Source organism: Faecalibacterium sp. AF10-46 (genome assembly GCF_003604105.1).
Classification (GTDB): Bacteria; Bacillota; Clostridia; order Oscillospirales; family Ruminococcaceae; genus Faecalibacterium; species Faecalibacterium taiwanense.
In genome coordinates this window covers 171,550-187,310 of the sequence record NZ_QVGY01000005.1, presented here as the reverse complement: position 1 = coordinate 187,310, position 15,761 = coordinate 171,550, and the positions used below count along the sequence as shown (strand labels likewise).

14 protein-coding genes and 2 pseudogenes are annotated in these 15,761 nt (G+C 52.9%); 13 read left to right on the top strand and 3 right to left on the bottom strand.

Annotated elements, in window-relative coordinates:
• The 5 genes and pseudogenes from DWV57_RS14510 to DWV57_RS07730 all read left to right on the top strand — a co-directional run.
• Nucleotides 1–758: pseudogene (locus tag DWV57_RS14510) on the top strand (hypothetical protein); the annotation flags it as partial.
• Nucleotides 759–1,218: 460 nt separating this feature from the next.
• Nucleotides 1,219–2,046 carry a PRD domain-containing protein gene (locus DWV57_RS07745; protein ID WP_005920859.1) on the top strand — a complete coding sequence of 276 codons (828 nt, stop codon included), beginning with the start codon at nt 1,219–1,221 and terminating at the stop codon, nt 2,044–2,046.
• Nucleotides 2,047–2,240: 194 nt separating this feature from the next.
• Complete coding sequence (locus DWV57_RS07740; RefSeq protein ID WP_120020434.1) at nt 2,241–3,839, top strand: PTS transporter subunit EIIC; 1,599 nt, start codon at nt 2,241–2,243, stop codon at nt 3,837–3,839.
• Nucleotides 3,840–3,895: 56 nt separating this feature from the next.
• Nucleotides 3,896–5,323: a family 1 glycosylhydrolase gene (locus tag DWV57_RS07735; protein ID WP_113620791.1), complete on the top strand. Its 1,428-nt coding sequence runs from the start codon at nt 3,896–3,898 to the stop codon at nt 5,321–5,323.
• The gene (locus DWV57_RS07730) at nt 5,316–6,173 is read left to right on the top strand and encodes a YitT family protein (protein ID WP_120020433.1); all 858 of its coding nucleotides are present in this window, start codon (nt 5,316–5,318) and stop codon (nt 6,171–6,173) included. The genes DWV57_RS07735 and DWV57_RS07730 overlap by 8 nt, the downstream gene beginning before the upstream one ends.
• Nucleotides 6,174–6,397: 224 nt before the next feature.
• Here the strand turns inward: DWV57_RS07730 and DWV57_RS07725 are convergent, their stop codons facing one another.
• Together DWV57_RS07725 and DWV57_RS07720 are read right to left on the bottom strand one after the other, a co-directional pair.
• The gene (locus DWV57_RS07725) at nt 6,398–7,069 is read right to left on the bottom strand and encodes a hypothetical protein (protein WP_207666245.1); all 672 of its coding nucleotides are present in this window, start codon (nt 7,067–7,069) and stop codon (nt 6,398–6,400) included.
• A gap of 308 nt (nt 7,070–7,377) precedes the next feature.
• Nucleotides 7,378–8,013, bottom strand: coding sequence for an RpiB/LacA/LacB family sugar-phosphate isomerase (locus tag DWV57_RS07720; protein WP_015537141.1), 636 nt, complete (start codon nt 8,011–8,013; stop codon nt 7,378–7,380).
• A 355-nt stretch (nt 8,014–8,368) separates the two neighbouring features.
• Here DWV57_RS07720 and DWV57_RS07715 point away from each other — a divergent pair, with 355 nt between their 5' ends.
• The 7 genes from DWV57_RS07715 to fsa all read left to right on the top strand — a co-directional run bounded on the left by DWV57_RS07715 (nt 8,369) and on the right by fsa (nt 14,918).
• Complete coding sequence (locus DWV57_RS07715) at nt 8,369–9,100, top strand: FadR/GntR family transcriptional regulator (protein WP_120020432.1); 732 nt, start codon at nt 8,369–8,371, stop codon at nt 9,098–9,100.
• 391 nt (nt 9,101–9,491) lie between these two features.
• On the top strand, nt 9,492–10,580 hold the full coding sequence (locus DWV57_RS07710; RefSeq protein WP_120020431.1) for a TRAP transporter substrate-binding protein: 1,089 nt from the start codon (nt 9,492–9,494) through the stop codon (nt 10,578–10,580).
• 90 nt (nt 10,581–10,670) lie between these two features.
• A complete protein-coding gene (locus DWV57_RS07705; RefSeq protein WP_120020430.1) occupies nt 10,671–11,165 on the top strand; it encodes a TRAP transporter small permease in 495 nt (164 codons plus the stop codon).
• Nucleotides 11,162–12,442, top strand: coding sequence for a TRAP transporter large permease (locus tag DWV57_RS07700; protein WP_120020429.1), 1,281 nt, complete (start codon nt 11,162–11,164; stop codon nt 12,440–12,442). The genes DWV57_RS07705 and DWV57_RS07700 overlap by 4 nt, the downstream gene beginning before the upstream one ends.
• 40 nt (nt 12,443–12,482) lie before the next feature.
• Nucleotides 12,483–13,304 (top strand): transketolase, encoded by an 822-nt coding sequence (locus DWV57_RS07695; RefSeq protein ID WP_120020428.1) that lies wholly within the window; start codon nt 12,483–12,485, stop codon nt 13,302–13,304.
• Nucleotides 13,297–14,229 (top strand): transketolase family protein, encoded by a 933-nt coding sequence (locus DWV57_RS07690; protein WP_120020427.1) that lies wholly within the window; start codon nt 13,297–13,299, stop codon nt 14,227–14,229. The genes DWV57_RS07695 and DWV57_RS07690 overlap by 8 nt, the downstream gene beginning before the upstream one ends.
• A gap of 29 nt (nt 14,230–14,258) precedes the next feature.
• A complete protein-coding gene (fsa, locus tag DWV57_RS07685; protein WP_120020426.1) occupies nt 14,259–14,918 on the top strand; it encodes a fructose-6-phosphate aldolase in 660 nt (219 codons plus the stop codon).
• Between the two features lie 189 nt (nt 14,919–15,107).
• Here the strand turns inward: fsa and DWV57_RS14780 are convergent.
• Nucleotides 15,108–15,185, bottom strand: a pseudogene (locus DWV57_RS14780) (hypothetical protein); the annotation flags it as partial.
• 34 nt (nt 15,186–15,219) lie between these two features.
• On the opposite strand from DWV57_RS14780, the gene DWV57_RS07675 reads away from it, so the two are divergent.
• Entirely contained in the window at nt 15,220–15,432 is a 213-nt protein-coding gene (locus DWV57_RS07675; RefSeq protein ID WP_133303643.1) for a hypothetical protein, read from the top strand.
• Nucleotides 15,433–15,761: the final 329 nt, after the last annotated feature.

Below are 15,761 nucleotides of genomic sequence, written 5' to 3'. Positions count from 1 at the left end.
AGCTGTTCGACCAGTGGGAACTTTCGGAGAATTTGGAACTTGTTTCCGGCAGCCTGACAGACGAAACCATCACCGTGCGTATGCCGGAGGGCAACGCAACTGCAAAGGCAACCTACAAGGATGCGCCGAAGCCGGAGCCGGAACCGTACACGATCGAAGTGCAGGATGGCACGGCGTTTGTGAACGGCGCGGAAGCCGCCGCAGCATTGGCCGGAACCGAAATCACGATTCATGCAAAGGCTGCGCCGGAAGGAATGAAGTTCAGCGGGTGGCAGGTAGAAACGCCGCAAACGCTGGAACTGAAAGACGGCACAGCAGCTAAAACTACCTTTATTATGCCGGATGCCTGCGTAAAAATCAGTGCACTGTATACGACGTCCGAAGTACCTGATCCGACCCCGGATGCATCCGGCGGTGGTGCGGCTATTGCAGCAGCGGCAGTCGGTGCGGCGGCGGGTGCGGCCATTGGCATTGGCGTATGGGCAGTGAATCGTTATATCCTGTCCAATCTGCCTGTGGGCATGGCGGTGCCGACAACACGGCAGCAACTGGCGGTCGTTCTGTGGACTATGGCAGGAAAGCCGGATGTGACTCCGACCGTCCATTATCAGGATGTGGTGGGACTGGACGCACAAAAGGCAGTGCACTGGGTCGTGGAGCAGCAGCTGATGCAGCCGGAAAGTGCGGAATATTTTGGCGCACAGGGCTCCGTGAACAAATGGCAGGTGTTCCAGCTGATGAAACAAGTGATGAAATAACGTACCATCGCCACTCCAGACGCCCTGTAATTTTGGCACCCGCCCAGGCTGCGATTAAGTCTCCCCGGAAATAAAATCTGATAGGACAAAGAAGATAAAAGCTCTTGGCTTCTGTAATGGAGGCCAAGAGCTTTTTGCATCTTGTTTTGTAAGCGGAAAGAGGTTCCAATAATAGAAAAGAAAGCGTACATCGGTCGAATAAGGTGGTGGATTTATGAATGGTTTAAAGTTAAAAGAAAAAGTATTTATGCACAAAAAATGATCGATAAAATTGTAAAAAAGGCGAATGGAATCTCTATGAATTTTATGTTAACATCTTATTACAACACGTGATTCCTCGGAAGCGTCAGTTGTACTTGTGAACAAAGGATAGTGCTCGGTAGAGTGTCTATACCTGCAGGTATAATTATGACTGCAGTCCGAGGCTTTTTCTTTATCCGAAACGGAGAGGGTGGGTGCTATGCGAATTGTTCGGAAAATCAATAACAGTGCCGCTGTTGCTCAGGACTCCCGCGGGAAGGAACTGATCGTGATTGGTAAGGGCATCGGGTTTCCGGCGGTTCCATACGAACTGACGGATATGTCGCGGATAGACCGCACGTTTTACGATATCGACCCGCGTTATTTTGAGATGATCAGTACTCTTCCGCAGGAGATTCTTCTGGCGAGTGCCGACATTACAGAAGATGCGCAGGTCGTACTGAATACGACCCTTAACTCCAACCTGCCGCTGACACTGGCCGACCACCTGAACTTTGCGGTGGAGCGCTTTCGCAGCGGGTTGAACCTGACGATCCCCATTGCCTATGATATCCGTCATCTGTACCCCAATGAGTTTGATCTGGGCGTAAAAGCATTGGATATCCTGAAGGAATACACGGGGGTCTCACTTCCGGATTCCGAAGCGGTCAGCATTGCAATGCATTTGATCAATGCTGAAATCGAAAACAGCGAGATCCATTCCCTCGTAAAGGCGTTGGAGATTCAGGAAGGCGTGGAGTCCATTGTGGAGCGGGAAATGAACCTGAAACTGGATAAGGACAGCTACAGTTACTACCGGTTCACGATGCATATCCGCTATCTCATCCAACGGCTGATGAGCGGTACTCAGAGCGAAACGGGGAGTGGTAGCATGGTAAAGATGCTGGCCAATGATTACCCTAAAACATATATCTGTGCTAAAAAGATTGCGGCTTTCTTGCAAAAGCAGGAGAATTGGTGCTGTAATGATGAGGAGCTTCTCTATTTGATGTTGCATATCAACCGCGTCTGCCAGAAAAATACATAAACAGCTTCCGTTGCTTGGAGCGGCACTCGCCATTTGCGGGACGTGATCCGGGGACAGAGCGCATCCGACCTGAAAACGCTTGCGTTTTCAGGTAGTTTGAAGGCGCTTTGTGCCCGGATCTTTTATTACATATTGAATGAACAGCGGTGCAGGGCCCGCATCGTTTTTCAGATAAAAAATCAGGAGGATTAGCCATGAAACAGGATGCATTCTTTCAAACTATCATACATCACATCGGTGGTGAAGGCAATGTTGCGCGAAAACGTTTTGACGGAGAGCACCTGTATGTCACTGTGAAAGACAGCGGTATGGCAGATCTAGAAGAACTGAACCGTTTGGATGGGGTTTCCGGTACGGAACTGAACCGGAACATTCTGTCCGTTACCATCCAGGAAGATTTTTTGGAGGATGTTACAATGGCAAAAGATTTCAAACAGCTGGCGCAGAATATCATGACGTTGGCTGGAGCAAAGGAAAATGTTACTTCCGTATTTCACTGCATGACCCGTCTGCGCATGACGGTCAAGGACGTCAAGAAGGTAGACCGGAAAGCTATCAATGATCTGGACGGCGTGTTGGGCGTCACCTATCAGGGCGGTCAGCTGCAGGTCATCATCGGCAAGGATCTGCTGAAGGTTTATGAAGAGGTGCTGAAGCTGGGCTACAGCGATGGCGGCGCTGTGGACGAAAAACTGGACGGTGACCTGAAAGGCGAAAAGATTTCGGTTGGGCAGGCAGTGATTGGTTACATTTCCGCTGCCGTACAGCCTATGGTTCCGGCACTGATCGGCGGCGGTATGATCAAGGTGTTCCTGCTGCTGATCTCCAAGGTTTATGCTCCCTTTGCGGACAGTTCTACTTATACGCTGCTGAGCATCGTGGGCAATGCGGTATTTTATTTCATGCCCATTCTGGTCGCTTATGGAGCGGCCAAGAAACTGGGTGCGACCCCCACGTATTCCATGGTCGTGGCCGGTGCACTGGTCGCTCCTGAATGGACGGCTATTGTAAGTGCTGGCGATCCAGTCACCATGTTTGGTATCAATGTTGCCCTGAAAGGATACGGCAGTTCTCTGCTTCCTGCGCTGCTGCTGGCAATCGTTGCGTATTATGTGGAAAAATTCCTGAACAAAGTGATCCCCGGCGTGTTCAAGCCTATCTTTGTCGGTACGTTGACAATGGCCGCCACCTATGCCGTCTCAATCCTTGCACTGGCGCCTCTGGGTCAGCTGGCAGGTACCTATGTCACCGCCGCGATCCTGTGGTTGTATAACATTGCAGGCCCCATCACGGTTGCTCTGTTTACGGCTCTGTTCCCCTACATGGTCATGACCGGTATGCACATGACCTTGGGAGCTCCCATGATCCAGCTGCTGTCGGAAACTGGTTTTGATCCCCTGTTCCGCCCCGGTATGCTGCTGTCCAACATGGCAGAAGGCGGCGCTTCTCTGGGTATCGCCATCAAGGCAAAGGACAAGGCAATCAAATCCGAAGCACTGTCCGTTGCAGTGGGCTGCATCTTTGCTAGTGTGACCGAGCCGGCCATTTACGGTTTTAACCTGCCGCTGAAGAAACCTATGTGGGCTGTTTCCCTCGGCGGCGCCATCGGTGGTGTCGTGGCCGCTCTGCTGGGTGCCCATAACTACGAGTATGGTTCTTCCTCCCTGTTTGCCCTGCCGATCTTTGAGGATACCATCGTGGCTATGGTTATTGCAATCATCGTGACGATCGTAGCATCCTGTGTACTTACGATTCTCTTTGGCTTTGACGAGGAAATCTTGAAGAAACACTGATCTCAAAATTTTGTTCGCCCCGGGGAGCGCATGCGTCCCGGGGCGTTGGAGGTATTATGAAACTTAAGTCCGATTTTTTGTGGGGTGGAGCACTTGCGGCTAACCAGTGCGAGGGTGCCTGGCAGGAAGACGGCAGGCTGCCTGCGTCTGCTGACTTTCTGCCGGATGCAGCTCACGGCAGATGGAATGCCATGCTGCATCCTGGAAACATTCTGGAAACGCGGTACGATTATTATCCCAGTCGGGAAGCAATTGATTTTTATCATCGATACAAAGAGGATATCCGCCTTCTTGCAGAGAGCGGGATCAAGGCGCTGCGTTTGTCCATTTCATGGACGCGGATCTATCCGACCGGGGAAGAGAACGCCCCGAACGAAGATGGCCTGCGTTTTTACGAGGAACTGTTTACGGAGTGTCGTAGGTACGGGATAGAGCCGGTGGTCACCCTGTGCCACTTTGATGTGCCGGAAGCCCTGATCCGGAAATATGGTGCCTGGGCAGACCGCAGGCTGATTGCACTGTATGAAAAATATGCTGCCACTGTGTTTGACCGCTACCGGAATCTGGTAAAATACTGGATGACCTTCAATGAGATCAACATGATCACCCACATCCCTTATCTGGGCGGTGGCCTGCTGGTGGACAAGGACGACCCGGAGTTTAACCAGATCGTGTACAATGCCGCGCATAACCAGCTGGTGGCAAGTGCCTGCGCGGTGCGGATCGGTAAAAAAATCAACCCGAATTTCCGAATTGGATGCATGATGGCGGCCGGAAGCTTTTATCCCTATTCCTGTAACCCCAATGATGTGATGGAAGCACGTATCAGTAACAACAAAAATTACATTTTTCCGGATGTCCAATTGAACGGCTGTTATTCCGGATTCGCCCGGAATTACTTTGCAAAATTGGGCATCACGCTGGACGAACAGCCGGGTGATGACGAACTTCTGGCTCAGAACACCTGCGATTTTCTGGGATTCAGTTACTATTCCTCCAGGCTGATCTCCACGGATCCGGAGCATCTGAAAAATGTGGCGGATGGCAACGCCATTACTACCCTGCGCAACCCGTATCTGCAGATCACGAAATGGGGACGTCAGATCGACCCGGTCGGCCTGCGCGTGACCATGAATGATCTGTATGATCGCTATCACAAGCCGCTGTTCATTGTGGAAAACGGTTTGGGCGTGGAGGATACTCTGGAAGTGGACGGTTCCGTCCATGACCCCTACCGGGTGGAGTATCTCGATGCTCATATCACCCAGATGAAAAAAGCCGTTCTGGAGGACGGCATTCCCTGCATGGGATATCTGGTCTGGGGCATCATCGATCTGGTCAGCGCGGGCGGCGGTGAAATGGATAAGCGGTACGGACTGGTCTATGTAAATAAACATAACGACGGCACCGGAGACCTCGCCCGCTACAAAAAAGATTCTTTTGGTTGGTATGCACAGAAGATTCGGGAAGAGTGCTATGAATAAAGCATATAAGCAGTATTTTGATCTGATATTTGGCTCCACACTACTGACTTTGGGTATCTACCTGTTTGTCACCCCCAATGGTATCAACTTTGGCGGTGTGATAGGCCTGGCTCAGATTATAGAGATTTTTCTGCGTAGATTCATTGCAATTCGCAGTGATGCAAACCTTGTTGGTATGATCAATTTCCTCATCAATGTACCGCTGTTCCTGATAGGATACCGGGTCATGAGCCGCAGGTTCTGCATCAAAACCATGATCTCGGTAGCAGTGCAGACGTTGCTTCTCTCAGTACTTCCGCCGCTCAAAGCACCCCTTGTGGAGGATGTGCTGCTAAACAGTATCTTCGGCGCTATTCTCTGTGGTGTAGGTGTCGGCTATGCGCTGCGGGGCAGTGGGTGCTGCGGCGGCATGGACATTGCATGCATGTGTCTGGTAAAGAAATACCCAGATTTTAAAAGCGGACGGCTTTCTATTTATGTCAATGCGGTTCTCTTTTCGGTCTGCCTATTCCTTTTTGATTTGGAAACTACGATGTACTCCATCATCTTTGTGGCAATCCTGTATACGGTGGCAGATAGGTTTCACGACCAGAACATCAATGTGGCGGCCCTGATATTTACGGATGTTTCCACTGTGCAGACTGAAATCCTGCAGAAGATGGGACGCGGCGTCACCTTCTGGAACGGATACGGTGCGTACACCAACCACCCTAAGAAGATCCTTTTCTGTGCCGTGAACAAGTATGAAATCGGGGAGCTGCAGGAAATTATTCACGAGCAGGATCCCAATGCCTTCGTCACATTCTTTGTAGGTCCTCTGATCCATGGCGGATTTGAAAAAAGGCTATGAGATTGAGGGTAATCGCATAGAACAAATGAAGCGAGGAACGCTCTGTAATTTTGGCACCCGCTCAGGCTGCGATCAAGAACCTGAGAGCATAAGGCTTTTATAGCGAATTATCGTTAAAAATCAAGAACAAAATAAGGCTCACCGTCAATTTTGGCGGTGGGCCTTATTTGTTTGCTCATGTATGAGATGAATTGCGTTTGACACAGGGGTGCTTTCCGGAAGCATCACAGATACACCTCCACGGTCAGGTCGGTCCACGCTGCACGGCGGAACTGGTGGGGCATCTTGTTGGCTTCCCGGTAACGCTTGGCGGTTTCAAAGTCGATGGTGAAGGTGAGGATGGGCTTTTTCGATATAGCCATCAGATCGGCGCGCTCCTCTTTGGACTTCTTGCAGCCGGTGTTCAGCTTCCAGCGGTAGGAGTAATCGGCAATGGGGGTGACCACTTCAACGAACTGGTCGATCAATTCGGGAGCAAGACGGGCACCGTGCACATCGACCTTCTGAGAGAGAAAATCGTAGATCGCTTTCATGTTCGAAGAAACCGTCTGCGGTTCGGGCGCAGGGGAGAGGGCTTTCAACTCTTGCTCCAAGTGTGCAATCTCGTCATCTGCCTGTTTGCAGAGGGCTTGATATTCTTCTCGTGGCAGTTCGCCATCTGCACGCATGGCAGCATAGTTCAGCTTGCGTTTTTTGATTTTTTCAATCTGGCCCTGAATCGGTGCAGCAGACATTCGTGTGGTGGCTTTTCCGTTCTGACAGCTTTCAATCATCTTGTAGGCACGAAGAATGGCTTTATTCTGATTGCCCCAGACCTTTTCAAATATCTTCTTTGCCATCAGTTCCAACTTCCACTCCGGGATAGAAATGGCATCACAACTGAGTTGCTGGGTCATGTTGTGCTCCAGAACGAAGGAACGGGTCGGGTTGACGGTTCGCATATTGCACTGGTAGCCAAAGACCGGCGTTCCGTCCTTCAGTTTGCGCCAGTTGAAAATGCGGTATTGCCGGAAAAGTGAACACGACTCATGCGTCGCCGCCTTGCCATGGGCGGCACTGCCGACAAAAAGAAAACCGTCACCGCAAGAGAAGTTTCTCTCGTGCGCTGACGGTTTTTTCGGGACCGGGTCAGACCGACCCCTGTGCGGGAAAATGATAAATAGGGAGGTACTGCCGGAACTTCTTGTCGTGCAGGTGCGGTAAGTTACAGCAGGGTCTTGACGTAAGCGGCCAGCTCCTCGTCCTTGCAGGAGGCGAAGAACAGCTCAGAGAACTTTGCACCGGCCACAGCGCCCTTCAGCAGCTCCTGATCGATGCTCTTCAGGCACTCGATCAGGGGCTTGAAGGTGGCAGCGCGCACGCCGTCCAGGATCTTCTTGTTGCGCTGCTCGGGCACAACGCGCTCCTTGGGGTAGCCCTGACCGTGGCCGAAGCCGAACAGCTTCTCAAAGCAGTACTCGAGGTTCAGCTCGCCGCCCCAGCCGAAGCCCTTGGCAAAGGGCATGGCAACGGCGTTGCCGTCGTTGACGTGGGCAAAGGTGTAGGCATCCACGGGGTCCTCCACATGGCCGCAGATGACGCCGGGGAAGCTGTTCAGTGCCAGCATTGCGCCCTCGCCGGTGCCGCAGCCGGTAACGACGTAGTCCGCAGCGCCGCTGTTCAGCAGGATGGCAGCCAGAATGCCGCACTGCACATAGGTTAGCTGGGCGGCGTCATCGGCGGCGTACATGCCGTAGTTGACCACCTCGTGGCCCATGGGCTCCACCACCTTCTTCAGGGCGGCTTCAATAATGCCATTCTTGGCGGCCTGGCTGTTCTCGTTGATAAGTGCGATCTTCATAGCGATATCTCCTTTATGCAGACTATTTATGACAGTGTTTTTAATTGTATGATGTCCTACAATCCATCTTGCCTTTATCATACACACTGCGCATGGAAATGTCAACAGGTATTTTCAAACTATGAAAGAATTTTCGTGTTTCATTAACAAATTTCAGGCGGAATACGGCAATTGAAGCTCTTTACTCAAAAAACAACCGGGTTTTTCAAAAAGTGTTTGACATCATACAATAGACCGCGCTATAATTGTTCTAAGAAAAACAGGAGCGCAGCTTTGCACATCCCTGCTGCGGGGGCTGTTTTTGTACCAAAAAATATCCTATTGCGTATTTTTAAAGAGGAGGAGGCTGGTCCTTATGGCAGAACCGGCAACAGAACTGAACAGTCTGAAGCGGGTGTCTATCGTGCAGCAGGTGGAGCAGGTCATTGCAGACCGTATTATGGACGGTACCTATGCAGTGGATACCAAGCTCCCTGCGGAGATGACCCTGAGCAAGCAGCTGGGAGTGGGTCGCGGCACCGTGCGGGAAGCATTCCGCTTGTTGGAGGCAAAGGGGCTTGTGGAGATCCGCCCTGGGCGCGGAGCCTTTGTAGCAAGTGATAAGGAGGCGGGCACAGAGCAGACAGTGCAGTGGTTCAGAGCCAACGAAATGGAGCTTTTGGATTGCGTGCAGGTGCGCAACGCACTGGAGCCGCTGGCTGCCCGCCTGATGGCAGAGCGCAGCCAGCCCGAGGATCTGTTGGAACTGCAACACATCCATCAAAAATTTGTCGAAGCAGTGGAAAAACAGGATGCTGCCACCATTGCAAAGTATGACGAAAAATTCCACACCAGCATCGTCAAAGCCAGTCGGAACCAACTGTTAATCAAGATCAACCATCAGACCTGTGAGCGCATCAAAAACTTCCGGCAGCGCACCTTCCAGCACAACCAGAACGCCTTGAACGCCATTATGCCCCACGCCAAAATTCTGGCGGCTCTGCAGGCAGGGGATGCTGATGCCGCCGAGCATTATATGCACAGCCATCTGGAGCTGGTGGCACAGGATCTGATTAGCATGACCAGGGACGAAAACGTCTCCTTATAAGAGAAAAAAAGGGCACAACCCGTAAAAAAAGCATACGCAGGCACCCGCAGGGCGCTGCTCCGCTTCTTTGGAAAGCGGGGGAGCGGCTGCGGGTACTTTTTTGCAAGATTGTAGAACAGTGCAACATGTTTTGCCGCTTTTGAGACGAAAAATTGCTACATCCGTGCAGGTTTTGCAACATGGATACAAGTTTTTGTGCAAAGAGATAAAAAAATGATATATTTTTAGGTGATTCTGGAAATTGAAATTCTTTGCAAAGTAAGGTATTCTATAAGCACAGATACGGATTGTCCTACAATCCTACAACGTCGGGCTTCTCGTCAATCAAACGATTCGGCAGAAGCAGTTGCACGAAAAATGCTTCTGCCCAAGAAAACAGGAGGACACTGTTATGAAAAAGATCTCTCGCCGTAGCTTTCTGAAGGTCGCCGGTATCGGCGCAGCAGCTTTGGGTCTGGCCGCTTGCGGCGGCTCTTCCGCAAGCACTACCACCAGCACCGCCAGCTCCACCGCAGCTTCCGCAGGCGGCAGCGATGCCGGTTTTACCAACACTACCCTGACCCTGTACAGCCCCGGCGGCGAAAACAGCGTGCCCACCAAGACCATCATCAAGTACGGTGAGCTGATCGAAGAGGCTACCGGCGGCGCAGTCAAGTGCGATGTGCAGTACGGCGGCACGCTGGGCAACGATGCCGAGGCGATCGAGTCCACCCGTATGGGCACCATTGATCTGATCTTTGCAGGTACTTCCGGCTTTACTTCCTTCTACGACAAAGCCAAGGTTATGGATCTGCCCTTCCTGTTCACCAGCGCCGAGGAAGCCAACGAGGTGCTGAACAGCACCGACATCGGTGAGCAGATCTTTGCCGACTTCGGTGATTACGATCTGGTCTATCTGGCTGAGGGCGACAACGGTATGCGTCATGTTTCCACCGTCAAGAGCTGGGGTCAGATCGAGAAGGCTGACGATGTGATCGGCTTGAAGATCCGCGTGCCCCAGAGCCAGATGTACACCGACTGCTGGAGCACGCTGGGCGCTACCCCTGTAGCACTGGCTCTGACCGAATTGACTACCGCCCTGAGCAATGGCACCGCACAGGCACAGGACAACGCCACCTACCACGAAGTAGCAAATGCTACTTGGGACGATATCGGCTACTTCAGCTTTATCAATTATATGTGGATGGGCTGCACCATGGCTGCCAACAAGATCGCTTGGGACAAGCTGAACGAGGCCACCCAGAATGTGCTGCGCGAGAAGGCAAAGGAAGCTGCACAGTTCAGCTTTGACTGCATCGCTGAGGATAACGTGACTGCTCGCAAGACCATGGAAGAGGGCGGCGTGCAGTTCTGCGATAACCCGGACATCGACTCCTTCAAGAAGAAGCTGGACATCCCCGCATACTACACCCGTTATGCCAGCGAGGCATGGTATGATCAGAGCCTGGTCGATACCATCTACAACTACGGCAATAAGTAAGACGGGAATCTCCCGAAGCTCGTTGTATTTGCAGTGGCGCAGGCCGATTTTCGGATGGGCCTGCGCCTTTTTTAAAAAAGGAATGGCAACATGAAAGTTTTGACAAAGATCACAGACACCATTTCCAAGGTGGCTGAGTGGATCATTATGGCAATGATCCTTGGCTTGGTTGGACTGATCGTGACCGAGCTGTGCCGCCGCAACTTTTTGAACCAAAGCTGGCTGCCCACCACCGAGCTGTGCGGCATCCTGTTTTTGTGGATGGCATTTATCGGCATCATCCCCCTGTACAACAAGTCCGGTCTGATCCGGCTGGATTTCCTTGTCACCCGCCTGCATGGTGTTGCTGCCGAGATCGTGTGGTACATCACCGATTTGGTAGGTCTGGGTCTGGGCGTCGTGATGATCGTGGCCTTCAATGCACAGTACCGATTTGTGGCCTCCCGCACCTATGCCACCATGCCCAATGTTCACTATACCATCCAATACATCCCTATGGCGATTGCCGGTGCGTTCATTGCGCTGAAGAGCCTTGAGATGCTGGTCGGCCACATTGCCGCTAAGAAAGGAGGGAAGGCCGCATGATCCTCTTCTTGCTTGCATTCGTTGCATTTCTGATCATTGGCGTTCCCATCTCGGTGTCCATCGGTTTCTCTGCCGTGCTGGGCTGCCTGTCTCTGGGCTACCCGCTGGTGGTCATTGGTCAAAAGATGGTTTCCGGTATTGACAGCTGGCTGCTCATCGCTATTCCGCTGTTCATTCTGGCGGGCAACCTGATGAACGCCGGTAAGATCACCGACGAGCTGTTCGGCACCGCCCGCGAGCTGGTGGGCTGGATTCCCGGTGGTCTGGGTCACGCCAACGTGCTGGCCTCGGTCATCTTTGCCGGGATGTCCGGCTCTGCTTCTGCCGACGCCGGCGGTCTGGGCGCCATCGAGATCAAGGCCATGCGTGACCACGGTTACGACGATGATTTCTCCGCTGCCGTTACTGCGGCCTCCTCAGTCATTGGCCCCATCTTCCCGCCCTCGATCCCGCTGATCATATACGGCGCGTCGGCCTCGGTCAGTGTGTCCAAGCTGTTTATGGGCGGTGTGATCCCGGCGCTGGTCATGGCAGTGCTGATGATGGTGCTCATCTACATCTACGCCGTCAAGCGCGGCTACGAGCGCACCGCTTTCAACCTGCGCAATCTGGTGCGTCAGTTCGTTCATGCGCTGCCCGCCTGCATCACCCCCGTGATCATTCTGGCAGGCTTTACGCTGGGCTGGTTCACCCCCACCGAGGCCTCTGCAGTGGCAACCATCTATGCGCTGATTATCTCTGTGCTGGTCTATAAGAGCATGGATCTCAAAACCTTCCTGCAGTGCCTGAAGGAAAGTGCCATCTCCTCTGCAAACACACTGTTCATCATCGGTACTTCCACCCTGTTTACCTACGTCATGGCCAAGGAGGGCATCTCCGCCCTCATCGCAAACACCATCACCGGTGTTTCCTCCAACCCGGCGGTTGTCATGTTTATTATCAACATCATCCTGCTGATCCTTGGCATGGTCATGGAGCCCGGCGCTATCCTGACCCTGATGCTGCCTGTGCTGCTGCCCATCGCCAACACCATGGGCTACAATTTGGTGTACTTCGGCGTTGTGGTGGTGCTGAACCTGATGATCGGTCAGGTCACTCCTCCCTTCGGCGTGTGCCTGTTTGTCATTTCGGACGTGAACAAGATCAAGCTGGAACGCATTTACAAGTCGATCCTGCCCTTCCTGGTTCCGTTGTTGATCACGCTGGCTGTCACCTGTATCTTCCCGCAGGTCGTTACCTTCCTGCCGGATATGCTGCTGGGTGCAACGGCTGCGTAAAAACGTACATCTTCAAATCTGATTGAGAGGGATACATATTATGGAACTTGCTATGCAACAGGAAAAAGCAAAGCAGCTGCGCGCAGACATTATCAAGATGCTGTATCTGTGCCAGTCCGGCCACCCGGGCGGATCACTGTCTCTGGTGGAGATGCTCATGGCTATCTACTATAACACTGCCCATGTGGACCCCAAGAACCCCAAGTGGGAGGATCGTGACCGCATTGTGCTGAGCAAGGGTCACGGCTGCCCGGCACAGTACGCCATTCTGGCAGATCTGGGTTTCTTCCCCCGGGAGGATCTGTGGACCCTGCGCAAGCTGCACAGCCACCTGCAGGGCCATCCCGACTGCAACAAGACGCCGGGCATTGATGTGAACACCGGATCTCTGGGACAGGGCGTCAGCGTGGCAGGCGGTCTGGCTATGGCAGCCAAATACCTGCACAAGGATTACCGGGTATACGCCATTCTGGGCGATGGCGAGATCCAGGAAGGTCAGGTGTGGGAGGCAGCCGAGAGCGCTGTGAAGTACGGTCTGGACAATTTTGTGGTTCTGCTGGATCACAATGGGCTGCAGATCGACGGCACCAACGATCAGGTCATGCCGGTGGGCGATCCCTGCGCCAAGTTTGCCGCCTTCGGGTTTGAGACCGTCAAGGTGGATGGCCATGATATTCAGGCCATCGTGGATGCCATTCAGGCACCCGTCACCCCGGGTAAGCCCCGTTTCATCTGCTGCGAGACCGTGAAGGGCAAGGGCGTTTCCTTTATGGAAAACGTGGTCGGCTGGCACGGCAAGGCACCCAATAAGGAAGAGTACATCAAGGCTATGAAAGAACTGGGGGTAGAAGTAGATGGCTGAAAGTAAATCTATGCGCGTCGCCTACGGCGAGGCATTGCGTGATATCGGTGGTCTGAATGAGAAGGTCGTCGTCTGTGATGCAGACCTTGCACACGCTACCATGACCAACATCTTTGCCGAGAAGTATCCCGAGCGGTTCTTTAACTTCGGCATTGCCGAAGCCAACATGACCTGTGCTGCTGCCGGTATGGCACACAGCGGTCTGATCCCCTTCATCAGCACTTTTGCACTGTTTGGTACCGGCCGCGCCTACGAGCAGATCCGCAACAGCATTGCCTACGTCAACGCCAACGTCAAGGTGGCGTGCAGCCACAGCGGATTGTGCGTGGGCGAGGACGGCGGCAGCCATCAGACCGTGGAAGACATTGCCCTGATGCGCGTTGTGCCCAACATGACCATTCTGGTACCCTGCGACCCCATTGAGACCCGTAAGGCGGTTAAGGCAGCAATCGACATCAAGGGTCCTGTGTACATCCGCGTGGCACGTCCGGTGTCCGATGTGTACACCGAGGAGGACACCCCCTTTATCCCCGGCAAGGCCAATGTGATGAAGGATGGCTCTGATGTGGCGATCTTTGCCACCGGACTGATGATCCCGGAAGCTTTGAAGGCAGCAGATGCGCTGGAGGCCAAGGGCATCAGCACTGCTGTTGTCAACTTCCACACCATCAAACCCTTTGATACCGAGACTGCACTGGCCTATGCCAATAAGTGCAAGGCTGTTGTTACTGCCGAGGAGCACAGCATCATCGGCGGTCTGGGCGGTGTGACCGCCGAGACCATTGCCGGTAAGTGCAGCTGCAAGTTTGACCGCGTGGGCATTATGGATCGTTTTGGTCAGAGCGGCTCGCCCGCCGATCTGTTCAAGGAGTACGGTTTGACCGCCGAGAACATTGCAGCCCATGCCGAGGCGCTGCTGAAGTGAGCGTCTGCTGAAAAAAGGGGAATACAGGTATGAAATTCTACATTGATACGGCCAACGTGGACGAGATCCGCAAGGCAAACGATATGGGCATCATTGCCGGTGTCACCACCAACCCCAGCCTGATTGCCAAGGAAGGCCGTGATTACGCCGAGACTCTAAAGGAAATCACCTCCATTGTGGATGGCCCCATCTCCGGCGAGGTCAAGGCCACTACGCTGGATGCTGCAGGGATGATTAAGGAAGGCCGTGCTATCTACGCGCTGGACCCTGCGCACATGGTAGTAAAGATCCCCATGACGGCAGAGGGTCTGAAGGCCATCAAGGTGCTGAGCAGCGAGGGCATTCCCACCAACTGCACCCTGATCTTCAGCGCAAATCAGGCGCTGCTGGCTGCCCGTGCCGGTGCTGCCTATGTCAGCCCCTTTCTGGGGCGTCTGGACGATATCGGCCAGCCCGGCATCGACCTGATTCAGACCATTGCAGAGATGTTCGGCAATTACCCTGATATCCATACCGAAATCATCGCTGCCTCGGTGCGCAATCCTATCCACATCACGGACTGCGCACTGGCCGGTGCACACATTGCCACCGTGCCATATAAGGTGCTGGAGCAGATGATCCACCACCCTCTGACCGATGCCGGCATTGAAAAGTTCCAGAAGGACTACGTTGCCGTCTTTGGTAAATAAGTGTGTTCCTGCCGCTGGTGCGTCCCGTAGCGCCGGTACAGGTTCCTGCAAAAAGAGTTGCCGCGCCGGTTTTTCCGGTGCGGCAGCTTTTTTGCATAGAAAGAACGGCAAAAGAATACGGTGGATGTCAGATCCCTTGTGGGTGATCAGGATGACCTTTGCGCCGTTGGCCTTGGCGGTGCGCAGGGTCTCCATCAGGTCGCGGGTAGCGCCGGAGTAGGAGACGAACAGCACCACATCCTGCTCGGTCATCAGGCTGGCAGCCATGACCTGCATATGACTGTCGGTGGTGGCGCGGAACTTGTTGGTGATGCAGGCGAATCGGGCGCTGTCCGGCAGTTTTGCAGAAAAGTTGGAAAGCCGCATCCATAAAAATGGCCTGAAGCGGTCGGAGCAGTATCTGAAGAAGCTGAAGGAAGAGCGGAATGCGGGAAGACATACGCTGTTTGTTGATGCAATTGATAAGATTTTGCAATACGGAGTCACGATCGAACAGGAAATATTTCTGGAGTAGGATTTGTGCGAAGATAAAAACGTTTTGTTGACTTATAAAAACGTATTATCATTCTTCCCCAACGCCCTGCAATTTTATCGCCCGCTCAGGCTGCTATCAAGAATCCCCGCAAGTAATTGCGTGAGGGCTTGAGAGAGCACCAATAAAGTATATGAACCGTCCCGGTTTTCGTAACAGGAAGCCGGGGCGGTTTTTGTGTTGACTGGCAGAATATCCAAACGGTAAAATATACATGCAACAATTTCCGGAGTGGATGTGGAAATTCTGGACGTGGAACGAATTGAGCAAAAATGCTATAATTTTAACAGTGATAAGAAAATAAATGTGCT

Excerpts from the sequence above, each read along its gene's own strand:
- DWV57_RS07725 (WP_207666245.1), bottom strand. The coding sequence starts at position 7,069 with ATGACCCAGCAACTCAGTTGTGATGCCATTTCTATCCCGGAGTGGAAG.
- DWV57_RS07730 (WP_120020433.1), top strand. The coding sequence starts at position 5,316 with ATGAATAAAGCATATAAGCAGTATTTTGATCTGATATTTGGCTCCACA.
- fsa (WP_120020426.1), top strand. The coding sequence starts at position 14,259 with ATGAAATTCTACATTGATACGGCCAACGTGGACGAGATCCGCAAGGCA.
- DWV57_RS07710 (WP_120020431.1), top strand. The coding sequence starts at position 9,492 with ATGAAAAAGATCTCTCGCCGTAGCTTTCTGAAGGTCGCCGGTATCGGC.
- DWV57_RS07735 (WP_113620791.1), top strand. The coding sequence starts at position 3,896 with ATGAAACTTAAGTCCGATTTTTTGTGGGGTGGAGCACTTGCGGCTAAC.
- DWV57_RS07700 (WP_120020429.1), top strand. The coding sequence starts at position 11,162 with ATGATCCTCTTCTTGCTTGCATTCGTTGCATTTCTGATCATTGGCGTT.
- DWV57_RS07715 (WP_120020432.1), top strand. The coding sequence starts at position 8,369 with ATGGCAGAACCGGCAACAGAACTGAACAGTCTGAAGCGGGTGTCTATC.
- DWV57_RS07740 (WP_120020434.1), top strand. The coding sequence starts at position 2,241 with ATGAAACAGGATGCATTCTTTCAAACTATCATACATCACATCGGTGGT.
- DWV57_RS07705 (WP_120020430.1), top strand. The coding sequence starts at position 10,671 with ATGAAAGTTTTGACAAAGATCACAGACACCATTTCCAAGGTGGCTGAG.
- DWV57_RS07720 (WP_015537141.1), bottom strand. The coding sequence starts at position 8,013 with ATGAAGATCGCACTTATCAACGAGAACAGCCAGGCCGCCAAGAATGGC.
- DWV57_RS07695 (WP_120020428.1), top strand. The coding sequence starts at position 12,483 with ATGGAACTTGCTATGCAACAGGAAAAAGCAAAGCAGCTGCGCGCAGAC.
- DWV57_RS07690 (WP_120020427.1), top strand. The coding sequence starts at position 13,297 with ATGGCTGAAAGTAAATCTATGCGCGTCGCCTACGGCGAGGCATTGCGT.
- DWV57_RS07745 (WP_005920859.1), top strand. The coding sequence starts at position 1,219 with ATGCGAATTGTTCGGAAAATCAATAACAGTGCCGCTGTTGCTCAGGAC.